A 25,645-nucleotide genomic window follows, 5' to 3' on the forward strand; every position below is an offset into this window, starting at 1 on the left:
CACGCCGGAGGGTCACCTTCTCGCACGGGATCTATTCGGCGACGAAGGTGACCGTCTGTTCGAGCGGTGCCCGGCCGGTACGGGTGTAGGGCACCGCGGTGTCCTCGAATCCGATCGACATACCGCAGAAGAGGATGAGGTCGTCCGGGGGCGAGAGGACCTCCGCGACGGTCTTGCGGTAGACCGACCACGCCATCTGCGGGCAGCTGTGCAGGCCTTCGGCGCGGAGCAGCAGCATCACCGTCTGCAGGTACATGCCCAGGTCGGACCACTGGGGCCGGCCCAGACCGCGGTCGATGTAGCAGAACAGGGCGGCCGGTGCCCCGAAACACTCCCAGTTCGCGGAAGCGGCCCTCTGGCGCGACTCCCAGTCCTCTCGCCCGATGCCCAGTGAGCTGTAGCGCTCCGCACCGAAGGCGGACCGGCGCTCGCGGTAGGGGGACCTCAGTGTCGGCGGGTACATCTCGTATTCGCGTTCGTCCCAGGGATCGCGCGCGGTCACACGCCCGCCGGCGAGCTCCTTGAGTTCGTCCAGCGGCCGGCCGGTCAGTACGTAGACGTGCCAGGGCTGGAGGTTCGACCCGGAGGGCGCCCAGGCCGCGGCGGAGAGCACCCGCTCGAGCACCTCTCTCGGGACGGGCCGGTCGATGAATCCACGTACGGCTCGTCGGCTCGTCACCGCCTCGTAGACGTCCAAGATCACCAGGCTCCCTCGTCTGCCCTACATGCCATCCTTGCCAGTCGAAAGACTATGAAATGTAACAATATGCATGAAATGCCATGGATCGTAGCCCCGCCGTCTCGCGTCTCCCGCGGCGGTCGCGTCCGGACGGGAAGTTGTCAGAGGTCGGTCGTGGCCGGTCGGTCGGCCGGCGAACTGCTCACAGGAAGGTGATCTTCCGCCCAAAGGAACAGAACGGCCAGGGGGACGAGGAACGCGTTGCCGTGCGGTGAGAGTGCGTAACGGGGCCGCGATGGCAGTCCGGGCCGGACCTCCTGGGTGACCAGGTCGGTCGCGGTCAGCTCCTGGAGCCGCTGGGTGAGCATGCGGCTGCTGATGCCGGGGACGCGCTCGCGAATCTGCGCGGAATCGGCCGGCCCTTTGGCCAAAGCCATCAGGATCAGGCCGTTCCAGTCGTTGCTGAGCAGGGCGAAGGCCCGGGCGATGGCCGGAGAGGTGTCGGCGGACCGCGGATGCTCGGTTCGGTCTGCCCGGTGAGGGTCTTGTGGGGTGGGCATGGTGCGTGTCCGTTCCGGTACGGCGCGAGCCGTCGCGGTGCGACAACTCGCGCAGATTCGGTGGGCGTGGGTGCGGTCGCAGCCGTAGCTGTGTCGGGAGTCGGCGCGGGTCGGCGCCTCATCGGTCTTCGGTATCCGTCCGAAGTCCACGGCGGCCAAGTCGTGATCGCGCACATGAAGCGCTCGGTATCAGTCCTCCCCGTCGTGGCGACGGGCGTGCGCGTGCGCGTGGCGCGGCACCGTCAGGGCGGTGCCGGAGCCCGGCACTGCCGGGAGCAACTCTCCGGAAGCCGGCACACCGCTCTTCGTGCCGCGGCCTTCCCTGATGACCCAGTGGCCGCACATGACCGCCGTGAGCCCGCAGACGGTCCACAGGACGAGGACGGCAAGGTGACCGGCGTCGGCGTTGCCGTCGAAGTACGTGACGTCGCGCAGCAGGCCGGCGCCGGCGCCTGGGGGCAGCCACTGGCCGACGTAGTCCACGCCCTTGGGAAGCATCTCCGGAGCGGAGGTGGCGCCGGAGAAGGCGTTTCCGACGAAGACCATGATCGCGGCGCTGAGCCCGAGACCTGCCGGCCCCAAGAGCCGGATCGCACCGGCGGCGGTGGCGCTGACGGAGAGCAGGTCGAGGGTCAGGATCGCCCACGTGGCCACGTGGTTGTGGGGCAGGGCCCCGAGGAAACCCTGGGCCACGACATAGACGCCGAGGGCCGCGACGGCGCATGCGACGAGAAGCGTCAGCACCCGGTGCCGCGGGCGTGCCAGGCCGCGAGCCATCGTGACGAACGCCCCGATCAAGATGCCGCAGATCGTGAGCGGGAAGACCGATGAGCTGAACACCACACCCCGAGGGTCGTCCGCGGCGACGGGCACCACGTCGACCGACTTCGCGAGGATCTTCACCGGGGAATCGGCGCCGGCGGCTCCCTGCTGGGCGGCTGCCTGCTTGTGGGCCTTCGCCGGCGAACGCGCGCCGCCGGCCTTCTGCTCGGCGGCTTTCTGTTCGGCAGCCTCCTGCCGGGCGGTCGCCTGCGCGGCGGCCTTGTCCGCCAGCTGCTGTCCGACATCGGTCAGAAGCTGGGCCACGGAGGGGCTTGCGGCGGTGGCCTTCAGCACGGTGATGCCGTGGCCGGAGATGGCGAAGGCTCCGTAGACATCCCGGTTCCTGATCGCCGACCGCGCCGCGTGCTGGTCAGGGTAGAGGCGAAAGTCGAAGGCACCGGGCTTCTGCTGAGTCAGTTTCTCCACCGCGTGCTGACTGGCCGGCCCCGTGCCCACGATCCCCACCGGGACGTCGCGCGGCGAGATCCGCCCCGCCGGCCAGGCGAACGTCATCACCGCCAGCGTGATCACTATGGGCAGCACGACGGCGGCGATGGCTACTTCCCGCCATGTCTGGTGTCCTGACAAGGGGTTCCTCACGGCCTGCCCTCTCATAAAAAGGAATGATCGTTTTTCTTGAGGGGTTCAGTCTGGCCCGTGGGGTCGCAAGCGTCAACACGAACGTTCGTTTTCTTTGGTAGCCTCGTCTCATGCCCAAGGTCACTCAGCAGCACATGGACGCCCGCCGCAAGCAGATCCTGGACGCGGCGCGCCGCTGCTTCCTGCGCGACGGGTTCCACTCCACGTCCATGCAGGACCTGTTCGCGGAGTCGGGGCTGTCCGCGGGCGCGGTGTATCGGCACTTCACCAGCAAGGACGAGATGATCCTCGCGATCGCCGAGGAGAACATGCGCGATGTCCTGGACGTCACGGTCGCCGTCGCGGCGAACCGGCGGGGCCGGTCCATGGGGGCGGTCATGGCGGAACTGCTGGAGGTGATTCGGGTCAAGTCCGCCGAGGAGGACGTGGCCGGCCTCGCGGTTCTGGTCTGGGGAGAGGCCATGCGCAACCGCTCGCTGGCGCGCAAGCTCGACGATCTCATGGGCGGCATGCGCGCCAATCTCGTCACTCTGGTCCGCGACCACCAGGAGCGGGGCGGTCTGCCGACGAACGCGACCGCAGAGGGGATCGCTTCGACGATGCTCTCCGTCCTCCCCGGTTACATCCTGCAAGTGGCTCTGCTCGATCCGGCGGTGGTGGCCGAGGTGCCCGACGCAGTGCGGGCGCTGTGGCCGGGACCGGCCGGTGAGCGCTGAGCGGTCTCCGGAACACCGGGCAGCCGCCCTCGACGGTGTCGTCGAGGGCGGCGCTTCCTCCCTTCGAGGAGTCCGGAGAGCTCTGTCCGGAAGCCTCGAAGGGAGGGTCGCGTACGGATCAGCTGGTGCGGGCCGCCGTGGTGATGAGCCTGGCCACGGCGCCGGGGTTGGAGACCATGGAGAGGTGCGAGGAGTCGATCTCCTGGACCTTGGTGTGCGCGACCTTCGCCGCCGCCTCTTGCGCGGCCGCCGGGATGATCTTGTCCTGGCGGCCGATCAGTGCCCACGAGGGGATCGTCTTCCACGCCGGCTCACCCGACGGCTCCGTGACCGCGGAAGCTGCCAGCGGGCGCTGGGCCGCGTCACAATCTCGTGGGCTCCACGGTCATACCTCCGGTCGTACTCCCAGGTGTCCTCCCGGCGTGAGGGCGCTCCGGGCGTCCCCACCTGATGGGCCGAGGCCATGGGCGGCCGGTGGCGATGGCGTCCTCGGCGAGGGAATGAGGGTGTAAGTGCGAATGACCGTTCGATCAGAAGGCCGGACCTCCCGGCCGCGCTCCGCTTCCGGGGGCGCTGACCGCCCCGACCTCCGCGCGCGCCACGAGCGGCTGGTGTTCGCCAGGGTGCGCACGTCGCAGGATCGGTTCGCGGACGTGATCACGGCCTTCGCGGGCACGATGGGCTTCGTCTACGTGCATGCCGTCTGGTTCGCGGTGTGGATCGCCCTCAACCTCAGGCTGTTCGGCGCCGTAGCGGTCTTCGACCCCTACCCGTTCGGGCTGCTCACCATGATCGTGAGCCTTGAGGCCATCTTCCTGTCGACCTTCGTCATGGTGAGCCAGAACCGGCAAGCAGTACGGGAGAACGTCCGGGCCGACCTGGATTTCGAGACCAATCTTCGTGCCGAGATCTGGGCGGTGCACACAGGAAAGGCGCTCGGCCTGAATCCGGAGGAGATCGAGCTGCACGTCCAGGAGATCATCAAGCAGAGCAGGAGCGCGCTGGAATCGGGCTCCGACGTTCCGCCCGTGGCCCCGGATGCGCTGTGAACAGGGCCTTCCGGCGGCCGGTATCGGTGCTGAGGAGTGGTGGTCGGCACTCTCTTTCGACGGCTGCCGTGTGCAAGCACGAGACACACGACAGCCGTCGAAACGACGTACGGCCGGGCAAGCAGCCGACGCAGTCGGCTATGAGGCCAGCCTGATACTCGTCGGTGTTCCCCGCAGGGCCATCTTCGTGTACGGGCAGAGCGAATCGGCCTTCTCCACGAGCGGGGCCGCGGCGGCCAGGTCGATGTCCGGCCACTTGACCTCAAGGTCGACATGCAACAGATAGCCGCCGTCTTCCGGGTCCCGTCCGAAAGCCACGGTCGCTTCCACGGAGATCGCTGCAGGGTCCAGTGCGGCCTGCCGCGCGACCAGACTCAGCGCCCCGTGGAAACAGGCGGCAATACCGGCGGCGAACAACTGCTCGGGATTCGTCCCCTGGCCGTCTCCGCCCAGTTCCGCCGGCATGCGCAGGTCGAGATCCAGGACGCCGTCGCCCGAGCGGGCCCTTCCCGAGGCCCGGCCGTGATGCGCCATCCCCCCGTTCACCGTCACAGTGGTGGTGTAGATCGGCGCGAAGGCCTCTCCGTGGAAGTCCTTGTCAGCGGAAAGATCGGGCAACCGGGTCGGCTCGTTCACGGCATGTCTCCGTCGGCGTCGCAGTACACAGCCGGGCGCTGAGCCGAAACCGACGCCGTAGGGCTCACCTCCGTCGGCCTGTGCGCACCCGGCGACCTGCCTGTACCGAGCCGCCGTGCGCTGCGGGATTCCGGGCGGCCATGGGCAGAACCCGACGGACCGGTGATGTCGAATGCCATGGGGGCACCTTCGCGTATGGAGGGTTTCCAGATGCGGACAGCCAGTTGACCGACATATGCCCGCCGTTGTGACAGTCGCCGTCGAGGCGGACGCGGGTGGGTCGCCGCGCGGCTGACGGAGGCTGCTGCGCACCCTGACATGTGTCCGAGCCGAACCCTTGGTGCTCACATATAGTGACTTACGTAACATTCCGGGCTGGTCGCCGGCGGAAGGGCATGTCATGAAGTTCGCGGTCATCGGCGGTACGGGACTGATCGGGTCGCAGGTCGTCAAGGAGTTGAACACCGCCGGGCACGAGGCGGTGCCGCACTCGCAGTCCACAGGAGTCGACATCCTCAGCGGTCAGGGCCTGGACGAGGCGGTCATGGGAGCCGACGTCGTCATCAACCTGACGAACTCCCCGACCTTCGACGACGCCTCCCTCGCGTTCTTCCAGACCTCGATGGACAACCTCCTGGCGGCGGCCGACAAGGGCGGTGTCGGTCACTTCGTCATCCTCTCGATCGTCGGCACGGACCAGGTGCCCGAGCTGGACTACTACCGCGCCAAGACGCTCCAGGAGAAGATCCTCGCGGACGGGCCGATCCCCTATTCGATCGTCCGGGCCACGCAGTTCATGGACTTCATGGATGCGGTGCTGTCCTGGACCGCCGACGCGGACACCGTCCGGCTTCCCGCCACGCCCATTCAGCCCATCGCCTCCCGGGATGTGGCGCACGCGGTGGCGGAGGTGGCCGCCGGCGCCCCGCTGAACGGGATCCGCAACATCGCCGGCCCCGAGATCTTCCCCCTGGACGAACTGGGCCGGATCACTCTGTCCCACAAGGGCGACCCCCGTACCGTCGTCACCGACCCCACTGCCGGTATGTTCGCCGTGGTCAAGGGCGACGTCCTCACCGACAAGAACGCGCACCTCGCGCCCACCCGCTACACCGACTGGCTTTCCTGACCAGGGCGCGGCCGGGGCGTTCGGGGCGCCCTGCGTTCGTCCGAGGACGCCGTGCGCCCGCCCGGGGACGCCGTCCATACGACGGCGCCGCCATGGCGAGAGCCATGGCGGCGCGCAGGGGAGGAGCTGCTCGCTGTCGTCGGCCGAGGTCCCGTGACTCCGTCGGCCCGTGGACAGGCGGGAGCTCAGTCGGTGGGGCGGGGGGCCCGCAGGTGGGCCCGTTTCTCCAGTTCCTCGTCGTCGACCAGGGTGAGCATCGGCTGGTTCGGCGCGCACATCATGAACACGATGTACTTGGCCGGCACCTCCGAGGAGGCGTTGCCGTTCTGGTAGTGGATCACCTCGCCGCCCGGCTCCCAGAACGTCTCACCGGCCTTGATCACGTGCTCCGGCTCGCCCTCGAGCTCCCACCTGACCGCACCTTCGAGGACGTAGCCGAAACACGGCCCCGAGTGGCGGTGCGGAGGAGTACCCGGGTCGCCGGGAGCCCACTCGACGAGGACGGTCATTCCCGAAGCGCCCTCGGGAACGAAGGGCGGCTTGACATCCGCCAGCATCTTCGGTCCGAATCCGTCCTCTGAGTGCATTTCGTGCATGGTGCTACCTCCGTGTTACCGGCCCGGAACGGACGAGTTCGCGTCAGCGGTTCCAGGCTCACAACGACTTGATCTACAGCGAAGACAGAACGCGGCCCACTTCTGTGGCACGCCGCGAGCCTCCCGCGTCACGCGCGGCGGGCCGGTGCTCGCCCGCCACCGTTCGGCCGGCTGCGGTCCCGGCAGCGGCACCGTCGGCGCAGCGGTGCCGGGCTCCGAAGAGACCGGCTCGGCCGACCACCTGCTTGAGCGCAGTCGGCCGGCGCCCGAAGGTCGTTCTCCGCGCCGAAGGCATCGATGACGGGACAAGGGTTGTCCCTACCCGGCTGCCTCCCGGCCCCTGGGCATCCGGCCCCGGCTTCGAGCTCAGCCGAACATGCCGACCTTGTAGCCGCCGGCCGGCTGCTGGGTGATGATGTTGATGCGGTTGTAGGCGTTGATGACGGCAATCAGGCTGGTCAGGGCCGCCAGTTGGTCCTCGTCGAAGTGCTTCGCGGCGTTCGCCCAGGCCTCGTCGGTGACCCCACCGGCCGCGTCCGCGACGCGGGTGCCCTGCTCGGCCAGCTCCAGCGCGGCGCGCTCGGCCTCGGTGAAGACCGTCGCCTCCCGCCAGGCGGCGATCAGGTTGAGCCGTACCGAGGTCTCCCCGGCGTGGGTGGCCTCCTTGGTGTGCATGTCGGTGCAGAAGCCGCAGCCGTTGATCTGGCTGGCGCGGACCTCCACCAGATGCTGGACGGTGGCCGGCAGCGACGAGTCCGACAGCGCCTTGCTGGCCGAGACGAGGTGCTTGAGCACCTTGCCCGCGAGCGGATTGCCGTAGTAGTTGAGACGTGCGTCCATGATTTCTCCTTGCGGAATTGCTGGTTCGCACCACTGACCGGGCAGCCCGCCGAGGTGTGACACCGAAGTCTGATGTGACCCGGGTCTCAGCCGTCGTGTCGTCACCGTGCCGGGTTCGAGGGCGCGCGAGCTGTGCACCCACCTTGACCGCGGGACGCCGATCACCGCACGGGGCCGGGCCGGCGGACACGTCGTCGGTGTGCCGAAGACGGTCACAGAGCCGGTCCCGCACCCCCTCCGCGCCGTGACAGAGAGGGCCTCGGTGGTGTGGTTGGCGGGCCAGGACGCGATCGCCACGTAGACGGTTGTCGAGGCTCGTGATCGCTACGACCGCCCGGGGCGCCTGCATCGCGTCAGCAGTGGCCGGGAGCGTGGCCGCACGCGCGTGGCGCGCGGCCCGGAATCGGGAGCTGGTGCCTACGTGCACCGACGGCGAGACCGCTCTCCTTTTGTGTCAGTCGCTACCGTATCGGGTGAGTGGACGGCTGATAGCGTGGGGCTGTGACAGCCGACGCTCCGCTCTCCTCGGCCGCCTCGCGTGCCACCGACCGCCCCGGGGACACCTCGCCTTTCGCTCTCGGCCTGCTGTTGCGGCGGGCGCACTGGCGGGTGGCCGGGGTGATGACGGAGGCGCTGCGCCCGCTGGGTATCGAGTTGCGGCACTTCGCGGTGTTGCTGGTGCTGGTCGACCGGGGGCCCACGGTGCAGCGGGACCTGGGTGCGGCGACGGGGTCGGACAAGGCGGGTGTCATGAGGGTCGTGGACGATCTGGAGCGGATGGGACTGGCCGTCCGCAAGGCGGTTCCGGGCGACCGGCGGGTGCGCGCGGTGGAGATCACGCCACGGGGTGTCGAGCTGTTCGACGCGGCGCATGCGGCCGCGGAGCCGCTGGCCGAGCGCCTGGTGGCCAATCTGGAGCAGGGCGAACGCGAGCAGCTGACAGGGCTGCTTACCCGGTTCGCCCACCCCACCGAGCCCGACAAGACATGAACACGCCCGGACGGGACCGGTTCGCCCACACGGCCGTACGGAAACGGGTGAGGACGGTTTTCTACGGAGCGACGGAGGGGATGTCACCGGGCGCCGGGCAGTCGGCGGGGCTCGTCGGCAGACCGTCCCCGCCGTCCGGCTCCTGGACACGGCCCCGCCCGGCTGCCTGGGCCACCAACAGCGTGTCCGCGGCCGCTACGGCGTCGTCGACTGTCCGGGCTCCCATCGTGATGCACAGCGTGTAACTCACGTCCTCAAGCTCGCGTGCCCTCTCCCGCCCCTCGTTCTCGGCGAACGCGATCCGCAGGCACGCGTACCGGGTCAGCAGTCCTCTGACGATCTTCGGATCCGGAACAACGAGCACAACAGGCCCTCCCTTTCGACGTTCTGGTCACACCGGCGTGAGGGAAGACCGGTTGTCCCCAGGTTGTGTGACGAGATGGTCTCCCGCCCGATGCATTCCTGAGATGCGCGGCCGCGGGAGACAGCCGGTGTCACACGACGTGTGCGTGCCCGGTCAGAGGATTGAGCCGAGGAACGTACCTGTCTTTGTTGCGCTGTGCCTGGTGAGGGGGAGAAAGCCAAATGGACGACGCCGACGCGGTGCCGGTCGCGGAGTTGCTCGACGAACGGCGGCACCTGCTGGAAGTCACCTACTGGATGCTGGGCGACTCCCGTGAGGCGGAGAACGTGGTTGGTGAGAGCTACCGTCGGTGGTACGGCCTGTCCGACGCGGAGCGTGGCCGGATCACGGCTCCCCGGCACTGGCTCACGAAGACCGCGGGCGGGATCTGCCTGGGCCTACTCGCCCGCCCCCGTCGTGGCGTGACCGGTCGGCCTGACCGGCCGGCGGAGCACTCGACGGCACCACCAGATTCCGGGGGCGCTCAGGCGGGCCTGGCGGAGGAGGTCAGCCGGGTTCTGCTGAACGCGCTGGACTCCCTGTCGCCGGCCGAGCGGGCGGCGTTCGTGCTCAACGACGTCTTCGGGATGGCCTCCCGCACGGTTGCCGACATCGTGGGACGCCCGGAGCCCGAGTGCACCGAGCTCGCCGACCGTGCCCGCCGCAGCCTTCGGATGCAGCGCTCGCGCTCCACCCCTCCTGACGAACAGGATCTCCTCGCCCGCACCGTCCGCCAGGCCTGCGTGGACGAGGATGCCGAACTGCTCGAGTCGCTGCTGTGTCCGGACGCCACGGCGTTCTTCGACGGCGGCGGCAAGGTCCGCGCACTGAGCAGGCCGGTGCACGGCAGCCGTCAGGTCGCCCACAGCCTGCTGACGCTCCTGGCCCGCCACCCCCGCACCGCCCTGACCACCCACTCCGTCAACGGGCGTACCGGCCTCGTCGTTCGTTACGACTGCCAGGTCGCCGCCGTCATCAGCCTCGACATCGCTGAACACCGTGTCGCGCAGGCGTGGGTTGTCCTCAATCCCGACAAGCTGCGGTCCTGGAACCAGCCTCCCGCCATCCCGGACTCCGGCTCGCACGGGGGCCCGTCATCGCAGGGCGACGACTCGCTCTGATCGCCGGCGCCGCCTGGTCAGCAGCCGCCGACGAACGTGACTGTCTCCTCGAGCGGCGCCCGGCCGATACGAGGTTGGCTTGCCGTGACGTCCTCGTGCCCGATCGACATGCCGCAGAAGAGAAGGAGTTCATCCGGCGGCGACAGGACGTCCGCGACGGTCTTGTGGTACTTCGCCCAGGCCATCTGCGTGCAGCTGTGCAGCCCTTCGACCCGGAGCAGCAGCATCACGGACTGCAGATACATGCCCAGGTCCGACCACTGCGGCCGGCCCATGCCGCGGTCGACGTAGCAGAACAGGGCGGCGGGTGCCCCGAAGCAGTCCCAGTTCGCGGCAGCGGCCCTCTGCCGTGCCTCCAGGTCCTCGCGCGGAATGCCGAGCGCGCCGTAGCGCTGCTCGCCGAAGGCGGATCGGCGCTCCTGGTACGGGCTCTTGAGGGCTGGGGGGTACTGCTCGTACTCGGGCTCGTCCCAGGGGTCGCTTGCGGCTATGCGTTCGCCGGCACGCTTCTTGAGCTCAGCCAGCGGCCGGTCGGTCAGTACGTAGACGTGCCACGGCTGGAGGTTCGATGCGGATGGTGCCCAGGCCGCGGCGGCCAGCACGCGCTCCAGCACTTCCCGCGGTACCTGCTGGTCGGTGAAGCCCCGCACGGCTCGCCGACTCGCGACAGCCTCGTAGACATTCATGATCGCCTGCACCACTTTCTCCTTGACACCTCCATAACCGTCTCACTCGAAATAGTATCGGTCAATACTATATCGGACGAGCGTGACGGTGAGGGGAGAGAGGGGCCCGTTCATGTCTTGTCGGGCTCGGTGGGGTGGGCGAACCGGGTCAGCAGTCCTGTCAGCTGCTCGCGTTCGCCCTGCTCCAGATTGGTCACCAGGCGCTCGGCCGGCGACTCCGCGGCCGCATGCGCCGCATCGAACAGCTCGAGACCCCGTGGCGTGATCTCCACCGCGCGCACCCGCCGGTCGCCCGGAACCGCCTTGCGGACGGCCAGTCCCATCCGCTCCAGATCGTCCACGACCCTCATGACACCCGCCTTGTCCGACCCCGTCGCCGCACCCAGGTCCCGCTGCACCGTGGGCCCCCGGTCGACCAGCACCAGCAACACCGCGAAGTGCCGCAACTCGATACCCAGCGGGCGCAGCGCCTCCGTCATCACCCCGGCCACCCGCCAGTGCGCCCGCCGCAACAGCAGGGCGAGAGCGAAAGGCGAGGTGTCCCCGGGGCGGTCGGTGGCGCGTGGGGCGCCCGGCGGGGCTGCTTCGTGAGGTGCGTGGGTCGTCACGAGGTCACATTACAGCCATAGGTGCATTCGTGACGGTTTCATGTGAGTCGGTCACAGATGATCTGAGGAGCCGTGATCCGGCCTGTCGTGCCCTCGAAGTCACTTGACTGATGCATCGCCTCTCAGCCCGTCCCACGCTCGTGGTAGCGAGCCGGCCCATGCCCTGGGCCTGGCCCCGTGCGCGCCGATCCACAGCCGTCGCGACGGGAAGACGGGAGAGGACGAATCATGAGCGGCAAGGTCTTCGACACCGATGACGAGCCAGGGTGTGCTCGCAAAGCCGGGTCGGAGGGCCACGCGAGGTGGGGTGTCGAGCGGGAGCCGGTGACATGTCGAACGGTCGTGGCTCTTCTCGAAGAGGGGACGCCGCTGCCGGTCATGACAGAGCTCCGCTATGACAGCGCGGAGCCGTACTCCGTGACCATGGCGTTCAACGCGGGCAGTGATCCGGTCATCGAGTGGGAGTTCGGCCGCGAGCTCCTGGCCTCCGGCAGGCGGCGGCTCGACGGTTTCGGTGACGTGCAGATCTGGCCCGACGAAATCCGTGGTCACGGCTTGGTGTACTTGTCGTTCCGGTCGGGCTGGGAGACGTTCGTCGTAGCCGCGTCCGCGGTAGTGATCGATGAATTCCTGACCTCCACCTTCGACGTCGTGCCCCTCGGGGGGGAGGGGAGCTTTCTGGGGCTGGAGGGTTTTGCCGGTCGGTTGTCGGACGAGACGTGACGTCAGAGAGTCGTTCGACTGATGGTCCACCCTCACCGACAGGAGGGTCGTACCCGACGAGTAGCATGCTGAGCGGACCACCCCCCTGGCGGAGAGAAGCTTCACGTGCTGTGCCCCCTGCTTGTCGTGCCGATGAATGGACGTCCGGCGCCTGAGCATCCCGCGGGCGCACGTGTCGGGACGCGGTTGTCGCGAATCCCGCGGAAGGCGGGATCCGCACGCGTGTGAGGGGGCGGGACGAGGAACTGCGCATCCTGCGGGGTCTGCTCGCGGACGCCGCAGCCGGGCACGGTGGTGCACTACTGATCCACGGCGCCGCCGGTGTCGGCAAGTCGGCACTGCTGCGCACGGTCGGGGCCGAGGCCGCGGAAAGCGGTTTCAAGGTGCTCCGCACCTCCGGGGTGGAGCCCGAGCAGTGGCTGCCGTTCGCCGCACTGCAGATGCTGCTGCAGCCGGTCGCCCGTGGCATGAAGGACCTGTCGGATCCGCACCGGTCGGCGCTGAGCGCCGCGTTCAGTGCCAGGGACACCGAGCCCGAGATGTACCGGGTCGGACTGGCCGTGCTCGAACTGCTCGCCGACGAGGCCAGTCTCCAGCCGCTCCTGCTGCTGGTGGACGACTTGCAGTGGATCGACTCCTCAAGCCGGGACGTGCTCAAGTTCGTCGCCCGGCGCACCCATGACCTCTCCATACAGGTGATCGCCGGCGCCCGGGTCCAGTACTCCGAGTCGTACGGACACCTGGACCTTCCGCTGCTACCGCTCAGCCGACCGGCCGCCGCCGAACTGCTCGATGCCGGCGCGCCCGACCTGCCGCCGTCGTTGCGGGCGCTCATCCTGGAGCGTGCCGCGGGCAATCCGCTGGCCCTGGTGGAGCTGCCCAAGGCCGTCCAGGGCATGACCGCGCAGCTGGACGACCTGCCGCTGACCCAGCGGCTGGAGGACGCGTTCTCCGCACGTACCGATTCCGTGAGCCGGGAGTGCCGCACGTTGCTCCTGGTCCTGGCCGCCGAGCCGGCCGCGCCCCTGAACCTCCTGCTGGATCTGGCGAGCCGCCTCTCCGGCTCTGCGGTCTCCGTCGACGCGGTGCAGGAGGCGGTCGACGCAGATCTGGTCACCCTGGTCGGTTTCACCGCCGAGTTCCGCCATCCGCTGATGCGCACGGCGATCTACACCCACGCGACACTCGCCGACCGACTGGCCACCCACCGTGCCCTCGCAGTGGTGATGGAAGGGACCCCCGAGCGCCAACTCGCTCACGAGGCGGCGGCCACGATCGGGCCGGACGAGGAGCTGGCCGTTCGGCTCGAGCGTTTCGCCGACGCGTCGCAGGCCGCGGGGAAGGCGGCCGCAGCCGTCCCGGCGCTGCGTCAGGCGGCCGACCTCGTCCTCGATGCCCAGCGTCGGACCGGCATTCTGGTCCGGACGGCCGAGTTGTCCAGCGAGATCAATCACAGCATCAGCGTCCAGTCGCTGCTGGACCGCATGGACATGAGCGTGCTGGACCCGGTCGACCGGGCTCGCCTGATGGTGGTGTCGGACAGTTCTGCTTTCGAACCGGGCGAGCCGGAACGACGGATCCAGGACATGGTCACCGCGGCGGCCGGAGCCTTCGACGCGGGAGCCGGAGACGTCGCGGAGAACCTGTTGTGGCGTGCCAGCGCGCGGTGCTTCTTCCAGGACGGCGACGCGCGGGTGCGGGCCCAGACCGCGGCGGAACTCGATCGATGGAATCCCGATCCGAACGCCCCCCACGTGCTCGCGGTGCGGGCGTATGCCGAGCCGTACCGGCACGGGACCGACGTGATCGCGCGGCTCGGCGGTATCGGAGCAGACCATGAGGACGGCCGGATCCTGCATTTCCTCGGCAGCGGTGCGATGGTGACGGGCGACGTCAGCCGCGCCGTCCAGTACCTGGCGGCGGCGGCCGCGGCATGGCGTTCGCAGGGCCGGCTCGGGCTGCTCGCCCGTTCACTGGCCGCCGCCTGGCCGCAGGTGTACCTCGGTCAGCTCGAGCGGGCTCGCGAAGAGTGCGCCGAAGGACTGGCCCTGGCCGAGGAGACCGGGGAGTGGATCGTCTGGCTGGGGTTGAAGGCTGCGGGCGGCCTGGTGGCGGCCCTGCGCGGGGAAACCGAGCAGGCGACGCGGACGACCGGCGAACTGCGTACGCACAGCCTGTTCCTGCAGATGCCGTTCGTCACCGTGATGGCACAGCAGACCGACGGCCTGCTCGCGCTCTTCGAAGGCCGAGCAACGGAGGCGTACGACGTGCTGGCGCGCGCTTTCGACCCCGCGGATCCGCACTACCACTCGGTGAGCCGCTGGCTGCTCGCACCGGACCTGGCGGACGCCGCGGTCGCCGCGGGCACCGTACGGCAGGCCCGGGACCTGCTGTCCGGTCTTCCGGAGCTGGCCGGACGGCTGCCCTCGGAAATGATGATGGTGGCGCATGCCTACACCGACGCGGTGCTGGCTCCGGACGACACCGCGGAGGAGCGATACGCCGCGGCCCTGACCGCACTGCCCGCCGCATGGACGCTGTCGCGTGCCCGGCTCCGTCTGCACCACGGCCGGTGGCTGCGCCGCCAGCGCCGCAACGTCGACGCCCGGCACCCGCTGCGGCTCGCCTGCGCCGAGTTCGACCGGGCCGGCGCGCAGCCCTGGGCCGAGATGGCCCGCGAACAGCTGCGTGCCACCGGCGAGTCGAGCGGTCGACGGCACGCGAACACCGGCGATCAGCTGTCCGCCCAGGAGATGCAGATAGCCGTGCTGGCGTCGCGGGGGCTGAGCAACCGGGAGATCGGCCAACGCCTGTTCATCTCGCACCGCACCGTCGGAGCGCACCTCTACCGCATCTACCCACGCCTGGGCATCACCGGCCGCGGCAAGCTGGCGGCCGCCCTCGCCGCGCTGCAGGACGAACAGTCCACGTCCGGCGTCTGACGGCTTGGGCCCCGAGCCGTGCGAGGGGCGGGCGTGGCCAGGGCACTGGGCGACCACATCTTCGTCTCCCCCCGGTTCGTACCGCACCGCGAGGAGAATCCGGACCCCGCCGAGGAGGCCGTGCTCGTCATCGCCCGCAGCAGCCATGAGGCGATCATGGTCAACCGGCCCGGCCTGTACGCACCTCCGGCCCCCGACGCGTGGCCTCCGGGGCTCGCCCGGCGCCTGCCTGAGCAGCCTCGGGGCGCCAGCCCAGCTCGGGCGCCACGAGGTGCCGTACGTCGTGCAGGATCTGCTCGTACTCCTCCCGGTGGAACTCGTACGGCAACTCCAGGCGCAGCTCGGACACTTCGGCGAGCACCGGATCGGCCGTGAGCTCCTCCAGGATCTGCTCGGCGGTCCCGACGACGTCCGGGGCGAACAGGACGCGCCTCGGGCCCTGCGGCGCGAGGGTGCGCTCGTGGCGGCTCGCCGCGTAGGCCCGGTAGCGGGCGCGGGTGGCCGCGTCGGCGCTGTCGAGGGGCACGATCACCCGGCCCACGGCCACCCGTGGCGCACGGCCGTCCGGCAGCGAGCGCCGGTACTCCGACAGCAGGTTGAGCTGGGCGGTGGTGAAGTCGTCGGTGTCCTCGCCGGTGACGATGTTGCCGCCGAGCAGACCGAGGCCCTGCCCGGCGGCCCAGCGGACCGAGCGCAGGCTGCCGCCGCCGTACCAGATACGGCGCGCCAGGCCGGGGTTGTGCGGCTGCAGACGGGGACGCTGGACGTTGCCGGGCGAGTGGATCACCGTGTCCGGGCCGCCGAGATAGTCGCCACGCAGGTTCTGCACGACCCGGGTGATCCTGCCGTACGACAGGTCGAAGCCGCGCCAGTCCCCGTCGTACACCAGGTCGCCGAGCAGGTCGGCGTGGGGCATGCCGGTGCTGAAACCGACCTGGAGCCGGCCCCGGGACAGCACGTCGGCCAGCGCCAGGTCCTCGGCGAGCCGGAACGGGCTCTCGTAGCCGATCGGGATGACCGCGGTGCCCAGCTCGATGCGCTCGGTGCGCTGCCCGGCCGCCGCGAGGAACACGGCCGCCGAGCCCACGCCGTGTTCGAGGTGACGCTGCCGGATCCAGGCGCCGTCGTAGCCGAGCCGCTCGCCGTACTCGAAGAGCCGAAGGGTTTCCTCCAGGCCGGGGTAGGGGTCGTCGTCCGCGAAGTTGCCGGGCGTCAGGAAGGCCAGTGAGGTGATGGTCGGAGTGGTCATGGGCGCCGGTCCTCAGCTCGTGGTGGTCTCGGCGGCGGGGGCGGGCACCCGCCCGCCCGGGATCGCCGCCAGCAGCTCGCGGGTGTACTCGTGACGGGGCTCGGAGAACAGCTCCCCGGGCGGCCCCGTCTCGACGATTCGGCCGGCCCGCATGACGGCGACCTGGTGCGCGATCTGCCGTACGACGGCCAGGTCGTGCGAGATGAACAGGTACGCCACGCCGGTGTCCGTCTGCAACTCGGCCAGCAGATCGAGGACCTGGGCCTGGACGGACACGTCGAGCGCGGAGACCGGTTCGTCGCACACCACCAGGTCGGGGGAGAGGGCGAGGGCACGCGCGATGGCGACCCGCTGGCGCTGTCCGCCGGACAGTTCCGCCGGGCGGCGCTCCAGCGTCGCGGTGGGCAGCGCGACCCGGTCGAGGAGTTCGCGGGCGCGCTCCAGCCGGGAGGCGCGGTCGCCGACCTTGAACGCCCGCAGGGGCTCGGTGATCACCTCGCCGATGGAGAAGCGCGGGTCGAGCGAGGCGTACGGGTTCTGGTAGACCAGCTGGGCACGCCGGCGCAGCTCCCTCACCTCGGCGCCCTTGGCGGTGGTGACGTCGGTGCCGTCGAACAGCACCTGTCCGGAGGTCGCCTCGGCCAGGCGCAGCACCAGCCGGGCGGTGGTGGACTTGCCCGAGCCGGACTCCCCGACGAGGGCGAGGGTCTGCCCGCGCCGCAGGGTGAGGCTCACGTCGTCGACCGCGCGCAGGGTCCGGGCCGCGCCGCCGGCCCGCGGCAGGCGGAACTCCTTGACCAGGTTGCGTGCCTCGACCAGGGAAGGCGCCGTCTCGGGCGGGGCGGTGGGGACCGGGGTCCGGGCGCGGGCCGTGGTGAGGCTCGGGGCGGCGGCCAGCAGCCGCCGGGTGTACTCGTGCTGCGGGTCGGCCAGCAGGGCCCGGGTGTCGCCCGACTCGACGACCCTGCCCTGCTCCATGACCACCAGGCGCTGGGCCCGGTCGGCGGCCACCCCGAGGTCGTGGGTGACCAGCAGGATCGCGGTGCCCGACTCCTCGGTGAGGTGCTGGAGGTGGTCGAGGATGACCCGCTGCACGGTGACGTCGAGCGCGCTGGTGGGCTCGTCGGCGATGATCAGCCGGGGCTTCGCCGCGATGGCGACCGCGATCAGGGCCCGCTGCCGCATGCCGCCGGACAGCTCGTGCGGGTACTGCCGGGCCCGGACGGCCGCGTCGGGCAGCCCGGCCCGGTCGAGGACGGCGACCGCTTCGGCCGCCGCCCCGCGCCGGGTCGCCAGGCCGTGGACGCGCAGCACCTCGGCGACCTGCTCGCCGATCCGTTTCACCGGGTTGAGCGAGACCGTCGGATCCTGCGGGACCAGCCCGATCTGCGCACCGCGCACCGTGCGCAGCTCCGCCTCGGAGAGGGCGGCCAGATCGTGCCGGCCGAACCGGACGGTGCCCGCGTCGACGGTGCCGTTGGCCGCCAGCAGCCGGGTGACCGCGTGCGCGGTGGTGCTCTTGCCGGAACCGGACTCGCCCACCACGGCGGTCACCTGTCCGGGCCATACGTCCAGGTCCACGCCCCGTACGGCCGGCACCGTGCCGCCCCGGGTGCGGTACGACACGGACAGGCCGCGGATCTCCAGGAGTGGTGTGCTCACGTCCCCACCGTTCTCGCGTGTGCCGCGGTTCTCGCCTGCGCCGCTGTTCTTGTGCGCGTCGTCGTTGTTCTCGCGTGCGTCGTGCGTCATCGCTGCCGTGCCCATTCGCCGTCCAGCGCCCGCGCGATGCGGTTGGCGGCCAGTACGGTGGCGGCGATCGCCAGACCGGGCAGTGCGGTCAGCCACCAGGCGTTGGCCAGGTAGTTGCGGCCGTCGGAGATCAGCGTCCCCCACTCCGGGGCGGGCGGCGGCGCGCCGTAGCCGAGGAAGCTCAACGCCGACACGGACAGGATCGAGGTGCCGAAGTCCAGCGTGGCGAGGACGATCACCGGCCCCGCGGCGTTGGGCAGGACGTGCCGGCCGAGCACCGAGTACCAGCGCGCCCCGCAGGACCGGGACGCCTCCACGAACACCGCCTGCCGCACCCGGAGCACCTCCGCCCGCGCCACCCGGGCGAAGGACGCCACGCTGGCGATGCCCACCGCGACGGCCACCTTCACCGTCCCGTACCCGAGCGCGGTGACCAGGGCCAGCGACAGGAACAGCGCGGGGATGGAGAGCAGGACGTCCACGAAGCGCATCAGCACGTCGTCCACCCAGCGGCCCACGAACCCGGCGACGACCCCGAGCAGGCCGCCGACCACGAACGCCACCAGGACCGCGATCAGCGTGGCCTTGAGGGAGAGCTGGGCACCGTGGACCACACGGGAGAAGACGTCGCGGCCCAACTCGTCCGTGCCGAACCAGTGACCGCCGCTCGGGCCGCGGAAGTTCTGGGAGGGCACCCCCTTCAGCGGGTCCTGTGAGGTGAACAGATCCGGCCAGAAGGCGGCCAGCACCACCAGCACGAGGACGACGCCGGACAGCAGCAGACCGGGGCGGCGCAGCAGGAAGCGGAGCACCCGGCGGATGCCGGCGGGCCGGCCGGACTCCGCGGGGGACCCGTTTCCGACCGGCCGGGCGAGGCCGCGGGCGGCCTCGGCCCGGTCGTCGACAAGACTCTGACTCATGCGAAGCCCGCCTTTCTCTCCGAGGCCACCACGATCCGCGGGTCCAGCAGCGGATAGACGAGGTCGACGAGCAGGTTCGTCGCCACGAAGATCAGCGCGCCGAACACCACCACCCCCTGGACCAGCGGGATGTCCTGGGTGGTGACCGCACCGGCGGTCACCCGGCCCAGACCGTCGCGGGAGAACACCGTCTCGACCACCACCGAACCGGCGATCAGCTGCCCGACCAGCAGGCCCACGACCGTCAGCGCCGGCAGCGACGCGTTGCGCAGCGCATGCCTCAGATGCACCCGCCACCGGCCGGCTCCCTTGGCCCGCGCGGTCTCCACATAGGCCTGGTCCAGCGCGGTGAGCAGGCTCTTCGCCAGCACCTGGGCGACCTGCGCGCCGGTCGGTATCGCCAGCGTCAGGGCCGGCAGCACCAGGCCGCGCAGCCCGTCGTTGCCGAACGCCGGGAACCAGTGCAGCTTGAACGAGAACGCCTCGACGAGCAGCAGTCCGACCCAGAACGTCGGGACCGACACCCCCAACGGGGGCAACGACAGCAGCAGTTGCCGCAGCCACCGCCGCGAGGTGTAGGTCGCCACCACCGCGAGTCCGCCGCCGAGGACCACCGCCAGCAGCAGCGCGGCACCGGTCAGCTGGAGCGTCTGCGGCAGCGCGTCGGCCAGAGTGGCGGTGACCGGGCGGCCGGTGGAGACCGCGTCGCCGAAGTCCCCGCGCACCGCCCGGCCCAGATACTCCGCGTACTGCACCAGCACCGGCTTGTCGAAGCCGTACTCGTGCCGCAGCTCGGCGAGCTGGGCCGGGTCGACCTGTCCCGTGTCCATCCCCGCCCCGGCCATCGCCGAGACCGGGTCACCGGGCAGGAAGTCCAGTACCAGGAACGACACCGTGTAGGCCGCCCACAGCACCCCGACCGCCTGCGCCAGCCGTTTGATCACGTAGCGACGCATCCGCTACCCGATCCAGGTGTCGTGCAACTGGACGCGGCTGCCGGAGTCGAACTCCAGGTCGTGCACCTTCTTCGAGACGCCGAGCTGGGTCTGGAGCTCCACCACCGGCACGTCGTACGCGTTCTGCACGATCAGCTTCTGCGCCTCGGCGACGAGCCGCCCGCGCTGTGCGGTGTCCGTGGTCGCGGCCTGCGCGGACAGTGCCGTGTCCAGCGAAGTCGCGGGCAGGTGGTAGAAGTTGGCCAGCCGGGTGGAGAAGGAACTGCGCAGGATGTCCGGGTCGGCGCGGGTCGTGTTCCCCCACACCACGTCGAAGTCACCCGACTGGAGCGTCGTGGCGAACTGGGTGACCGGCAGCTGCTTGAGCACCACGTCGATCCCGACGGCCTTGAGCTGCTGCTGGACCAGCTCCAGGGCGGGCTGGTTGGTGGCCGCGTTCGGGAACCAGCTGATGGTCAGGGTCAGCTTCTTGCCGTCCTTGGTGCGGACGCCGTCGCTGCCCGCCTGCCAGCCGGCCGAGCCCAGCAGCGACTTCGCCTTGGCCGCGTCGAGCGCGAGGTCCGCGGAGAGGTCCGTGTAGTCGGGCGTGGTGTGCGCCAGGATGCTGGTCGCCGGCCGGGTGCCGGTCGGGTAGACGGTGTCGGCGATCTGCTTCCGGTCGACGGCGGCCGAGATCGCCTGACGGACCTTCGCGTCCTTCAGCAGCGGCCGCGCGTTGTTGAGCCCGAGGCCGAACACCACACCGGGGTTGGCACGGCTCTGCAGGGTGACCTGGCCGCCCTTGAGCGCCGCCTCGTTGGCCTTGCCGACGCTGCTGATCGCGTCCACCTGCCCGGACTGGAGACTGCCGGCCCGCACCCCCGCCTCGGGCACGACCTTGAACACCAGCTTGTCCAGGTAGGCCTCGCCCTTCTTCGACCACAGCGAGGAACCCCAGTCGTACCCGGTGCGCCTGCCCAGGGTGACCGACTGGTTCTGCACGTACTGCTTGAGCACGAACGGGCCGGACCCGACCACCCCGTCGCTGCACTTCTGCTGCGGGCTCTTCTTGACGCTCGCCGAGGACTCGATGCCCAGCGAGTGGGTCGAAGTCGCCTGGAGGAACTGGGCGTTGGGCTGCTTGAAGGTCACCTTGACGGTGAGCGGGTCGACCACGGCGGTGCTCTTGACGCCGCTCAGGTAGCCCTCGGCGAGGGTGCCCAGGGCACCGAGCTGCGGCACCGCGTCGAAGTTGTCCTTGACCACCTGGGCGGTCAGCTTGGATCCGTCGCTGAAGGTGACGCCGGACCGCAGGTGGAACGTGAACGTGGTCGCGTCGGTGCTGATGTCCCAGCTCTTGGCGAGCCACGGCACGATCTTTCCGGTCTTCGGGTCCTGGTCGGTGAGCGAGTCCACGATCTGGCGCACCGAGTAGATCGTGTCGTTGCTGCCGACCTGCTGCGGGTCCACGCAGCCCGCGTCGGAGCCCACCGCGAAGGTCAGGGTGCCGCCGGACTTCGCCCGGCCGCTTCCGCCGCCGGAGCCGTCGTCGCCCGAACCGCACGCGGTCAGCAGGACGCTGGTGGTCAGGAGCGCGGCCAGGGGCGCCCATCGGGAGGGTCTGAAATCCGGAAGTGCAGTCACGGAGGGCTTTCTCCTACTCGTGTCACCGAGGCACTACCGCGCACGGATGCGCGCAGGCATGACGGTGTGCGCGGCCCGGGCGGATCGACTCCGGCCGGGGATGCGCTGTGCAGACAGGGGGTTGGCATGCGGACGGCACCGGGAACCGGTGGCCCAGGGGGAAGGACGGCGCGAAGGTGGCGGGCCGGTGACGGATGTCAGCCGGCGGCGGCCTGGCCGGTCAGGCCCGACAGAGGCAGCTGGTCGAGCGCTTCAGATCGATGTGGCGCCGGCGCGAGAGCCGGGAGTACGCCGTGGCGTCGGCGGGGGAGGCAGCGGAGTCATCGCTGTGCAGCATGCCGGACCTCCCCGTCTCCGGCCCCGGTCACGGGGCCACGCGCTTGCGGGAGTCATCGGTGACCCCGCCGGGCTTTCACCTGGAGCACCCCACCGCGCGGGAGGGTTGCCGGTCAGCGAGCCAGGGCTTGACGCTGACACTCAATGCCGTTGGTGATGCTACGGATCGATTTTGTCGTACGTCAATGCCGCGACGTGACGCCCTGTCCGGAGAGCGGGGTCGTCTCATGTGCCGGGACGGATGGTGGACGCACCTTGTTCCGTGTGCTTTGATCCGGCCATGGAGACCGCAGGTCAGGCACGCACGGTGCTGCTCGACCCGTTCTGGTCGGGCCGTCGTGCCGACCAGTTCGACCAGACCTGTCGCTGACCACTCGCTCCCTTCGCGTCCGCCTCCGCCGCGCCGCGTCCCCTGCTGGGCCCGGACCGGCGTCGCAAGCGTCCCGCGACGCGTCCGCGTCCAGGCCCCGCCCGCTCGGAAAGAGCCGCATGGTCGTCAACAGCACTGCCCCGAAGGGGGTGTTCGCCGCCCTGCGGGTCCGTGACTACCGGATCTACTGGAGCACGGGCCTGGTGTCCGACATCGGCAGCGCCCTGCAGGGTGTCGCGCTGGACTGGTTCGTCCTGACGCTCACCCACAGCGGTACCGCGCTCGGCTGGGTCGCCGGACTCCAGTTCGCCCCGGTGCTGCTGATCGGCCTGTGGGGCGGGGTCGTCGCCGACCGGTACGACCGCCGGACCCTGCTGCTGTGGACCCAGCCGCTGTACGCGGTCCAGGCACTGGTCCTGACGGTCATCGTGTTCTCCGGCCATGCCGCCCTGTGGCTGCTGTACGTCCTGTCCTTCGCGCTCGGCTGCGTGTTCACGGTGGAGAACCCGGCACGCCTGTCCTTCGTCACCGAGCTGGTCGGCCGGGCGCTCATCCCGAAGGCGGCGGGCCTGAACATCCTGTCCCTGAACGCCGCGCGGCTGATCGGCCCGGCGATCGCCGGTGTGCTGATCGGGGCGATCGGCACCGGGTGGGTGCTCGCCCTCAACGCCGTGTCCTTCACCGTCGTCCTCGCCGGTCTGCTGTCGATCCGGCCGCGGGCGCGGGACACGCCCTTCGTGGCCCGGCCGCCCTGGACAGGGGCGGGCGCGGCGGGGCTGCGCTACGTGGCGGCCCGGCCCGAACTCGTCGGTGTCCTCACCAGCTTCGGCCTGGTCGCCACCTTCGCGGTCAACTTCCACCCACGCTGACGCTGTTCGCGGGGCGTGTCTTCGACGTCGGCTCCCGGGGCCTCGGCCTCATGAACACCGCACGTCCTGCCGGCCCTCGACCGGCCCGCCGTCGGCCTGGACCTGCCCGGCCACGGCCGCTCCAGCAGGCGCGGCCGGGGCGACTACCGCCCCCCGGCGCCTGGCCGGCACGCTGGAGGAGGCCGCGCGGTCCTTCACGCCGGGCGGCGTGCCCCTCGTGGGCGCCGGGTTCGGCGCGCCGGCCGCGATCGCCCTGAAGGCGAAGTTCCCGCACAGCGTCGGGGCGCCTCTTCCTCGTCGACGCGCCACGGTGCGCCAGGCCGCCCAGACGATCGGGATCATCCAGATCGTCAACCACGGAGTCCCCGCGGAGGTGATCACCGAATTCAACGACGGCTTCCGCCGGGTCCTCGACCTCCCCGCGAGGAGAAGGAACAGCTGGCCAGTCCCACCGGACACCCCTACCGCGGCTGGCGGCAGTGGCCCGACGACTTCGGCCGCCTCGAACTCGAACGGTTCAACGTCGGCCAGTACGACGACGCGGAAGCGGCCGAGGCCGCCGGGCTCACCCCCACGCAGGCCACCCTCTACGCCCACGCCAACGTGTGGCCGCCGCAGGAGCCCGGCCTGCGCGCCGCGACCCGGCGCTACCAGGACGCGTTCGTGAACGTGGCCCGCCGCGTCCTCGGCCTGTACGCGCGCGTGCTGGGCGTGCCCGCCGACACCTTCCCGCTCGGCGACGACGTCTGCACGACGACGGTCGTCAACAACTACCCCAAGTGGCCGCACGACGGCGCGTCGGACGACGAGAAACTCCTCCTCCTGGAACACGCCGACAGCTCCGCGCTCACCGTGCTCCACCAGGAGGGTGACTACGCCGGCCTCCAGGGCCGGCGTCCGGACGGCACCTGGACCTCCGTAACGATCCGGCACGACGCCCTCCAGGTGTTCACCGGCACCCTGCTGACCAACTGGACGGACGGCAGGCTGCGCCCCGGACGGCACCGGGTGGTGGCCGGCGGCACGGTGACGCGACGCTCCTCCGCCGTCTTCGTCCACCCGGGCCTGGACACGGTCGTGGCACCCCTGCCGGCCTCCGCCGACCCGGACGGATCCGACTTCGAACCCGTATCGGTGTGGGAGCGTGCCAGTGGCAACGTCGAGGAGTACCTGAGGGTCTTCGGCCGCCCCGAGCAACTCGCCGCCTGGCGGGAGAACCGCTCCTACGTCGCCGAAGTCACCGCGTGAACCAGCCGAAGGAGACCCGCTCATGACCACGTTCCCCACCGCACGGGCCGTGCGGACCACCCCGGAGGGGCTCCTGTGGGAGCCGAGCGAGCGCTGGGTGCGCGGCCGCAGGGGTGACGTCACGGTCGTCGACAGCCGCCACCCCGTCCTCGTCTGGGAGCCGGGAGTTCCCGTACCGCTGTACGCGTTCCCCCGTGCGGAGGTACGCGAGGAACTGCTCCGGCCGGCGAAGAACCCGCCGACCGGTACCCACACCGGCTCGCGGATCTTCTACGACGTCGAGGTCGACGGCGAACTGCTCGAGAACGCCGCCTGGACCTTCCCGGCCGCCGACCTGGCCGACCACATCGCCTTCGAGTGGTTCCCGCGCGTCGGGCGGGGCCTGGACCACTGGTACGAGGAGGAGGAAGAGATCTTCGTCCACCCCCGTGACCCGCACAAGCGGGTCGACGCCATCCCCAGCAGCCGGCACCTCGTGGTCGAGATCGACGGCACGGTCGTCGCGGACACCCGCCGTCCGGTCCTGCTCTTCGAGACCGGCCTGCCCACCCGCTACTACGTCCCGCGCGAGGACGTCCGCCTCGACCTGCTCGAAGCCACCGACCACCACACCGGCTGCCCGTACAAGGGCACCGCCGAGTACTGGTCGTGGCGCGGCGAGGCCGACGTCCCGCCCAACGTCGTCTGGAGTTACCCGGACCCGCTGCCCGCGGTCGGAGCCGTCGAGGGGCTCCTCGCCTTCTACAACGAGGCCGTCGACATCACCGTCGACGGCGAACGGTTGGCGCGCCCCGTCACCCACTTCACCAAGGCGCTCGTGGAGCAGCAGCGCGCCTGACGGGCAACGACCGCCGCCGTCCGGACGGACCACCTCGGTGCACGGCCGGCCGCGCCGCGACGGGGCCCGGCATGTCACCCGACAGCCAGGCCCCGTCGGTCGTGCTGCGACGCCCGCTCACGGGCGGCCGATGTTTCCGCAATGTGAGGGCTGTCCGGAACGTATCGACCGGCGGCGTGGACCTCCGCTCAACTCACTTTCCCTGACCCCGCGCACGGATCCGACCCGGAGGCGCCACATCGACCTGGCGCACGTCTCCAGCGCGTTCTGTCGTCGTTGATCCGGAAGACGTGTCGCTGATCCGCTGAGCGGATCACGACATCGGCCGGCCTGAGCCCGGCGCCTACGTCCGGAAGGGCCGGCGCGCGGTGTCCGCCCCAGCGG

At 70.4% G+C, this 25,645-nt stretch carries 28 protein-coding genes, 1 pseudogene and 1 riboswitch; of the genes and pseudogenes, 12 read left to right on the plus strand and 17 right to left on the minus strand.

Annotated elements, in window-relative coordinates:
• Positions 1-31 precede the first annotated feature (31 nt).
• From BLW82_RS40205 to BLW82_RS40215, 3 genes are all read right to left on the minus strand, one after another.
• Positions 32-697 carry a nitroreductase gene (locus tag BLW82_RS40205; RefSeq protein WP_093508531.1) on the minus strand — a complete coding sequence of 222 codons (666 nt, stop codon included), beginning with the start codon at positions 695-697 and terminating at the stop codon, positions 32-34.
• A gap of 143 nt (positions 698-840) precedes the next feature.
• Positions 841-1,413 carry a winged helix-turn-helix transcriptional regulator gene (locus tag BLW82_RS40210; protein WP_143063741.1) on the minus strand — a complete coding sequence of 191 codons (573 nt, stop codon included), beginning with the start codon at positions 1,411-1,413 and terminating at the stop codon, positions 841-843.
• 15 nt (positions 1,414-1,428) lie between these two features.
• Complete coding sequence (locus BLW82_RS40215) at positions 1,429-2,649, minus strand: ABC transporter permease (RefSeq protein WP_143063742.1); 1,221 nt, start codon at positions 2,647-2,649, stop codon at positions 1,429-1,431.
• A gap of 122 nt (positions 2,650-2,771) precedes the next feature.
• On the opposite strand from BLW82_RS40215, the gene BLW82_RS40220 reads away from it, so the two are divergent.
• Positions 2,772-3,377: a TetR/AcrR family transcriptional regulator gene (locus BLW82_RS40220; RefSeq protein WP_093507052.1), complete on the plus strand. Its 606-nt coding sequence runs from the start codon at positions 2,772-2,774 to the stop codon at positions 3,375-3,377.
• A gap of 118 nt (positions 3,378-3,495) precedes the next feature.
• Here the strand turns inward: BLW82_RS40220 and BLW82_RS46410 are convergent, their stop codons facing one another.
• Positions 3,496-3,723 carry an alpha/beta fold hydrolase gene (locus BLW82_RS46410; protein ID WP_107408624.1) on the minus strand — a complete coding sequence of 76 codons (228 nt, stop codon included), beginning with the start codon at positions 3,721-3,723 and terminating at the stop codon, positions 3,496-3,498.
• A gap of 172 nt (positions 3,724-3,895) precedes the next feature.
• Between BLW82_RS46410 and BLW82_RS40230 the strand changes: the two genes are divergently transcribed.
• Positions 3,896-4,426: a DUF1003 domain-containing protein gene (locus tag BLW82_RS40230; protein WP_093507056.1), complete on the plus strand. Its 531-nt coding sequence runs from the start codon at positions 3,896-3,898 to the stop codon at positions 4,424-4,426.
• A gap of 138 nt (positions 4,427-4,564) precedes the next feature.
• On the opposite strand, the gene BLW82_RS45895 is transcribed toward BLW82_RS40230, so the two are convergent.
• Positions 4,565-5,044, minus strand: coding sequence for an Ohr family peroxiredoxin (locus BLW82_RS45895; RefSeq protein ID WP_371131524.1), 480 nt, complete (start codon positions 5,042-5,044; stop codon positions 4,565-4,567).
• Positions 5,045-5,462: 418 nt separating this feature from the next.
• Between BLW82_RS45895 and BLW82_RS40240 the strand changes: the two genes are divergently transcribed.
• Positions 5,463-6,191, plus strand: coding sequence for an SDR family oxidoreductase (locus BLW82_RS40240; RefSeq protein WP_093507060.1), 729 nt, complete (start codon positions 5,463-5,465; stop codon positions 6,189-6,191).
• Positions 6,192-6,376: 185 nt separating this feature from the next.
• Here BLW82_RS40240 and BLW82_RS40245 read toward each other — a convergent pair whose 3' ends face one another.
• Positions 6,377-6,787, minus strand: coding sequence for a cupin domain-containing protein (locus BLW82_RS40245; RefSeq protein ID WP_093507062.1), 411 nt, complete (start codon positions 6,785-6,787; stop codon positions 6,377-6,379).
• A gap of 366 nt (positions 6,788-7,153) precedes the next feature.
• On the minus strand, positions 7,154-7,627 hold the full coding sequence (locus BLW82_RS40250; RefSeq protein ID WP_093507064.1) for a carboxymuconolactone decarboxylase family protein: 474 nt from the start codon (positions 7,625-7,627) through the stop codon (positions 7,154-7,156).
• A gap of 501 nt (positions 7,628-8,128) precedes the next feature.
• Between BLW82_RS40250 and BLW82_RS40255 the strand changes: the two genes are divergently transcribed.
• Positions 8,129-8,617, plus strand: coding sequence for a MarR family winged helix-turn-helix transcriptional regulator (locus BLW82_RS40255; RefSeq protein ID WP_093507066.1), 489 nt, complete (start codon positions 8,129-8,131; stop codon positions 8,615-8,617).
• 61 nt (positions 8,618-8,678) lie between these two features.
• On the opposite strand, the gene BLW82_RS40260 is transcribed toward BLW82_RS40255, so the two are convergent.
• Complete coding sequence (locus tag BLW82_RS40260; RefSeq protein ID WP_093507068.1) at positions 8,679-8,981, minus strand: DUF5133 domain-containing protein; 303 nt, start codon at positions 8,979-8,981, stop codon at positions 8,679-8,681.
• Positions 8,982-9,202: 221 nt separating this feature from the next.
• Here BLW82_RS40260 and BLW82_RS40265 point away from each other — a divergent pair, with 221 nt between their 5' ends.
• Complete coding sequence (locus tag BLW82_RS40265; RefSeq protein ID WP_093507070.1) at positions 9,203-10,141, plus strand: sigma factor-like helix-turn-helix DNA-binding protein; 939 nt, start codon at positions 9,203-9,205, stop codon at positions 10,139-10,141.
• Between the two features lie 17 nt (positions 10,142-10,158).
• On the opposite strand, the gene BLW82_RS40270 is transcribed toward BLW82_RS40265, so the two are convergent.
• Entirely contained in the window at positions 10,159-10,827 is a 669-nt protein-coding gene (locus tag BLW82_RS40270) for a nitroreductase (protein WP_093508532.1), read from the minus strand.
• A 110-nt stretch (positions 10,828-10,937) separates the two neighbouring features.
• Positions 10,938-11,435 (minus strand): MarR family winged helix-turn-helix transcriptional regulator, encoded by a 498-nt coding sequence (locus tag BLW82_RS40275; protein ID WP_093507072.1) that lies wholly within the window; start codon positions 11,433-11,435, stop codon positions 10,938-10,940.
• Between the two features lie 228 nt (positions 11,436-11,663).
• Here BLW82_RS40275 and BLW82_RS40280 point away from each other — a divergent pair, with 228 nt between their 5' ends.
• The 3 genes and pseudogenes from BLW82_RS40280 to BLW82_RS45900 form a co-directional block, all read left to right on the plus strand.
• On the plus strand, positions 11,664-12,158 hold the full coding sequence (locus BLW82_RS40280) for an SsgA family sporulation/cell division regulator (RefSeq protein ID WP_093507074.1): 495 nt from the start codon (positions 11,664-11,666) through the stop codon (positions 12,156-12,158).
• Positions 12,159-12,382: 224 nt separating this feature from the next.
• On the plus strand, positions 12,383-15,100 hold the full coding sequence (locus tag BLW82_RS40285) for a helix-turn-helix transcriptional regulator (RefSeq protein ID WP_093507076.1): 2,718 nt from the start codon (positions 12,383-12,385) through the stop codon (positions 15,098-15,100).
• 48 nt (positions 15,101-15,148) lie between these two features.
• A pseudogene (locus BLW82_RS45900) lies at positions 15,149-15,292 on the plus strand (cupin); the annotation flags it as partial.
• Here the strand turns inward: BLW82_RS45900 and BLW82_RS40295 are convergent.
• The 6 genes from BLW82_RS40295 to BLW82_RS46415 form a co-directional block, all read right to left on the minus strand.
• Positions 15,261-16,349: an LLM class flavin-dependent oxidoreductase gene (locus tag BLW82_RS40295; RefSeq protein ID WP_093507079.1), complete on the minus strand. Its 1,089-nt coding sequence runs from the start codon at positions 16,347-16,349 to the stop codon at positions 15,261-15,263. The pseudogene BLW82_RS45900 and the gene BLW82_RS40295 overlap by 32 nt on opposite strands.
• A gap of 12 nt (positions 16,350-16,361) precedes the next feature.
• The gene (locus tag BLW82_RS40300) at positions 16,362-18,101 is read right to left on the minus strand and encodes an ABC transporter ATP-binding protein (protein WP_093508533.1); all 1,740 of its coding nucleotides are present in this window, start codon (positions 18,099-18,101) and stop codon (positions 16,362-16,364) included.
• On the minus strand, positions 18,098-19,021 hold the full coding sequence (locus BLW82_RS40305; RefSeq protein ID WP_093507081.1) for an ABC transporter permease: 924 nt from the start codon (positions 19,019-19,021) through the stop codon (positions 18,098-18,100). The genes BLW82_RS40300 and BLW82_RS40305 overlap by 4 nt, the downstream gene beginning before the upstream one ends.
• Positions 19,018-19,977 (minus strand): ABC transporter permease, encoded by a 960-nt coding sequence (locus BLW82_RS40310; protein WP_093507083.1) that lies wholly within the window; start codon positions 19,975-19,977, stop codon positions 19,018-19,020. Before BLW82_RS40310 ends, BLW82_RS40305 begins: the two co-directional genes overlap by 4 nt.
• Before the next feature lie 3 nt (positions 19,978-19,980).
• Positions 19,981-21,600 (minus strand): ABC transporter substrate-binding protein, encoded by a 1,620-nt coding sequence (locus BLW82_RS40315; protein ID WP_093507085.1) that lies wholly within the window; start codon positions 21,598-21,600, stop codon positions 19,981-19,983.
• A 220-nt stretch (positions 21,601-21,820) separates the two neighbouring features.
• Positions 21,821-21,937 (minus strand): putative leader peptide, encoded by a 117-nt coding sequence (locus BLW82_RS46415; RefSeq protein ID WP_351495055.1) that lies wholly within the window; start codon positions 21,935-21,937, stop codon positions 21,821-21,823.
• A 34-nt stretch (positions 21,938-21,971) separates the two neighbouring features.
• A riboswitch (SAM riboswitch) is annotated at positions 21,972-22,085 on the minus strand.
• 340 nt (positions 22,086-22,425) lie between these two features.
• Here BLW82_RS46415 and BLW82_RS40320 point away from each other — a divergent pair.
• The gene (locus tag BLW82_RS40320; RefSeq protein ID WP_093507087.1) at positions 22,426-23,175 is read left to right on the plus strand and encodes an MFS transporter; all 750 of its coding nucleotides are present in this window, start codon (positions 22,426-22,428) and stop codon (positions 23,173-23,175) included.
• Between the two features lie 48 nt (positions 23,176-23,223).
• Here BLW82_RS40320 and BLW82_RS45905 read toward each other — a convergent pair whose 3' ends face one another.
• Positions 23,224-23,529 (minus strand): hypothetical protein, encoded by a 306-nt coding sequence (locus BLW82_RS45905; protein ID WP_256216121.1) that lies wholly within the window; start codon positions 23,527-23,529, stop codon positions 23,224-23,226.
• Here BLW82_RS45905 and BLW82_RS46420 point away from each other — a divergent pair.
• Genes BLW82_RS46420 through BLW82_RS40335 form a run of 3 tightly spaced genes read left to right on the plus strand, consistent with a single transcriptional unit; the run spans position 23,486 to position 25,261 of the window.
• Entirely contained in the window at positions 23,486-23,842 is a 357-nt protein-coding gene (locus tag BLW82_RS46420; protein WP_371131525.1) for a 2-oxoglutarate and iron-dependent oxygenase domain-containing protein, read from the plus strand. The two genes, BLW82_RS45905 and BLW82_RS46420, sit on opposite strands and share 44 nt — an antisense overlap.
• Positions 23,779-24,423: a 2OG-Fe(II) oxygenase family protein gene (locus BLW82_RS40330; protein WP_093507091.1), complete on the plus strand. Its 645-nt coding sequence runs from the start codon at positions 23,779-23,781 to the stop codon at positions 24,421-24,423. Before BLW82_RS46420 ends, BLW82_RS40330 begins: the two co-directional genes overlap by 64 nt.
• A 22-nt stretch (positions 24,424-24,445) precedes the next feature.
• Entirely contained in the window at positions 24,446-25,261 is an 816-nt protein-coding gene (locus BLW82_RS40335) for a DUF427 domain-containing protein (protein WP_093507093.1), read from the plus strand.
• The last annotated feature ends 384 nt before the right edge of the window (positions 25,262-25,645 follow it).

Source organism: Streptomyces sp. Ag109_O5-10 (genome assembly GCF_900105755.1).
In the GTDB taxonomy this organism is placed as follows: domain Bacteria; phylum Actinomycetota; class Actinomycetes; order Streptomycetales; family Streptomycetaceae; genus Streptomyces.

Coding starts and splice junctions, on each gene's coding strand:
- BLW82_RS40220 (WP_093507052.1), top strand. CDS start 2,772: ATGCCCAAGGTCACTCAGCAGCACATGGACGCCCGCCGCAAGCAGATC.
- BLW82_RS40230 (WP_093507056.1), top strand. CDS start 3,896: ATGACCGTTCGATCAGAAGGCCGGACCTCCCGGCCGCGCTCCGCTTCC.
- BLW82_RS40240 (WP_093507060.1), top strand. CDS start 5,463: ATGAAGTTCGCGGTCATCGGCGGTACGGGACTGATCGGGTCGCAGGTC.
- BLW82_RS40245 (WP_093507062.1), bottom strand. CDS start 6,787: ATGCACGAAATGCACTCAGAGGACGGATTCGGACCGAAGATGCTGGCG.
- BLW82_RS40250 (WP_093507064.1), bottom strand. CDS start 7,627: ATGGACGCACGTCTCAACTACTACGGCAATCCGCTCGCGGGCAAGGTG.
- BLW82_RS40265 (WP_093507070.1), top strand. CDS start 9,203: ATGGACGACGCCGACGCGGTGCCGGTCGCGGAGTTGCTCGACGAACGG.
- BLW82_RS40270 (WP_093508532.1), bottom strand. CDS start 10,827: ATGAATGTCTACGAGGCTGTCGCGAGTCGGCGAGCCGTGCGGGGCTTC.
- BLW82_RS40280 (WP_093507074.1), top strand. CDS start 11,664: ATGAGCGGCAAGGTCTTCGACACCGATGACGAGCCAGGGTGTGCTCGC.
- BLW82_RS40295 (WP_093507079.1), bottom strand. CDS start 16,349: ATGACCACTCCGACCATCACCTCACTGGCCTTCCTGACGCCCGGCAAC.
- BLW82_RS40300 (WP_093508533.1), bottom strand. CDS start 18,101: ATGACGCACGACGCACGCGAGAACAACGACGACGCGCACAAGAACAGC.
- BLW82_RS40305 (WP_093507081.1), bottom strand. CDS start 19,021: ATGAGTCAGAGTCTTGTCGACGACCGGGCCGAGGCCGCCCGCGGCCTC.
- BLW82_RS40310 (WP_093507083.1), bottom strand. CDS start 19,977: ATGCGTCGCTACGTGATCAAACGGCTGGCGCAGGCGGTCGGGGTGCTG.
- BLW82_RS46415 (WP_351495055.1), bottom strand. CDS start 21,937: ATGCTGCACAGCGATGACTCCGCTGCCTCCCCCGCCGACGCCACGGCG.
- BLW82_RS40320 (WP_093507087.1), top strand. CDS start 22,426: ATGGTCGTCAACAGCACTGCCCCGAAGGGGGTGTTCGCCGCCCTGCGG.
- BLW82_RS40335 (WP_093507093.1), top strand. CDS start 24,446: ATGACCACGTTCCCCACCGCACGGGCCGTGCGGACCACCCCGGAGGGG.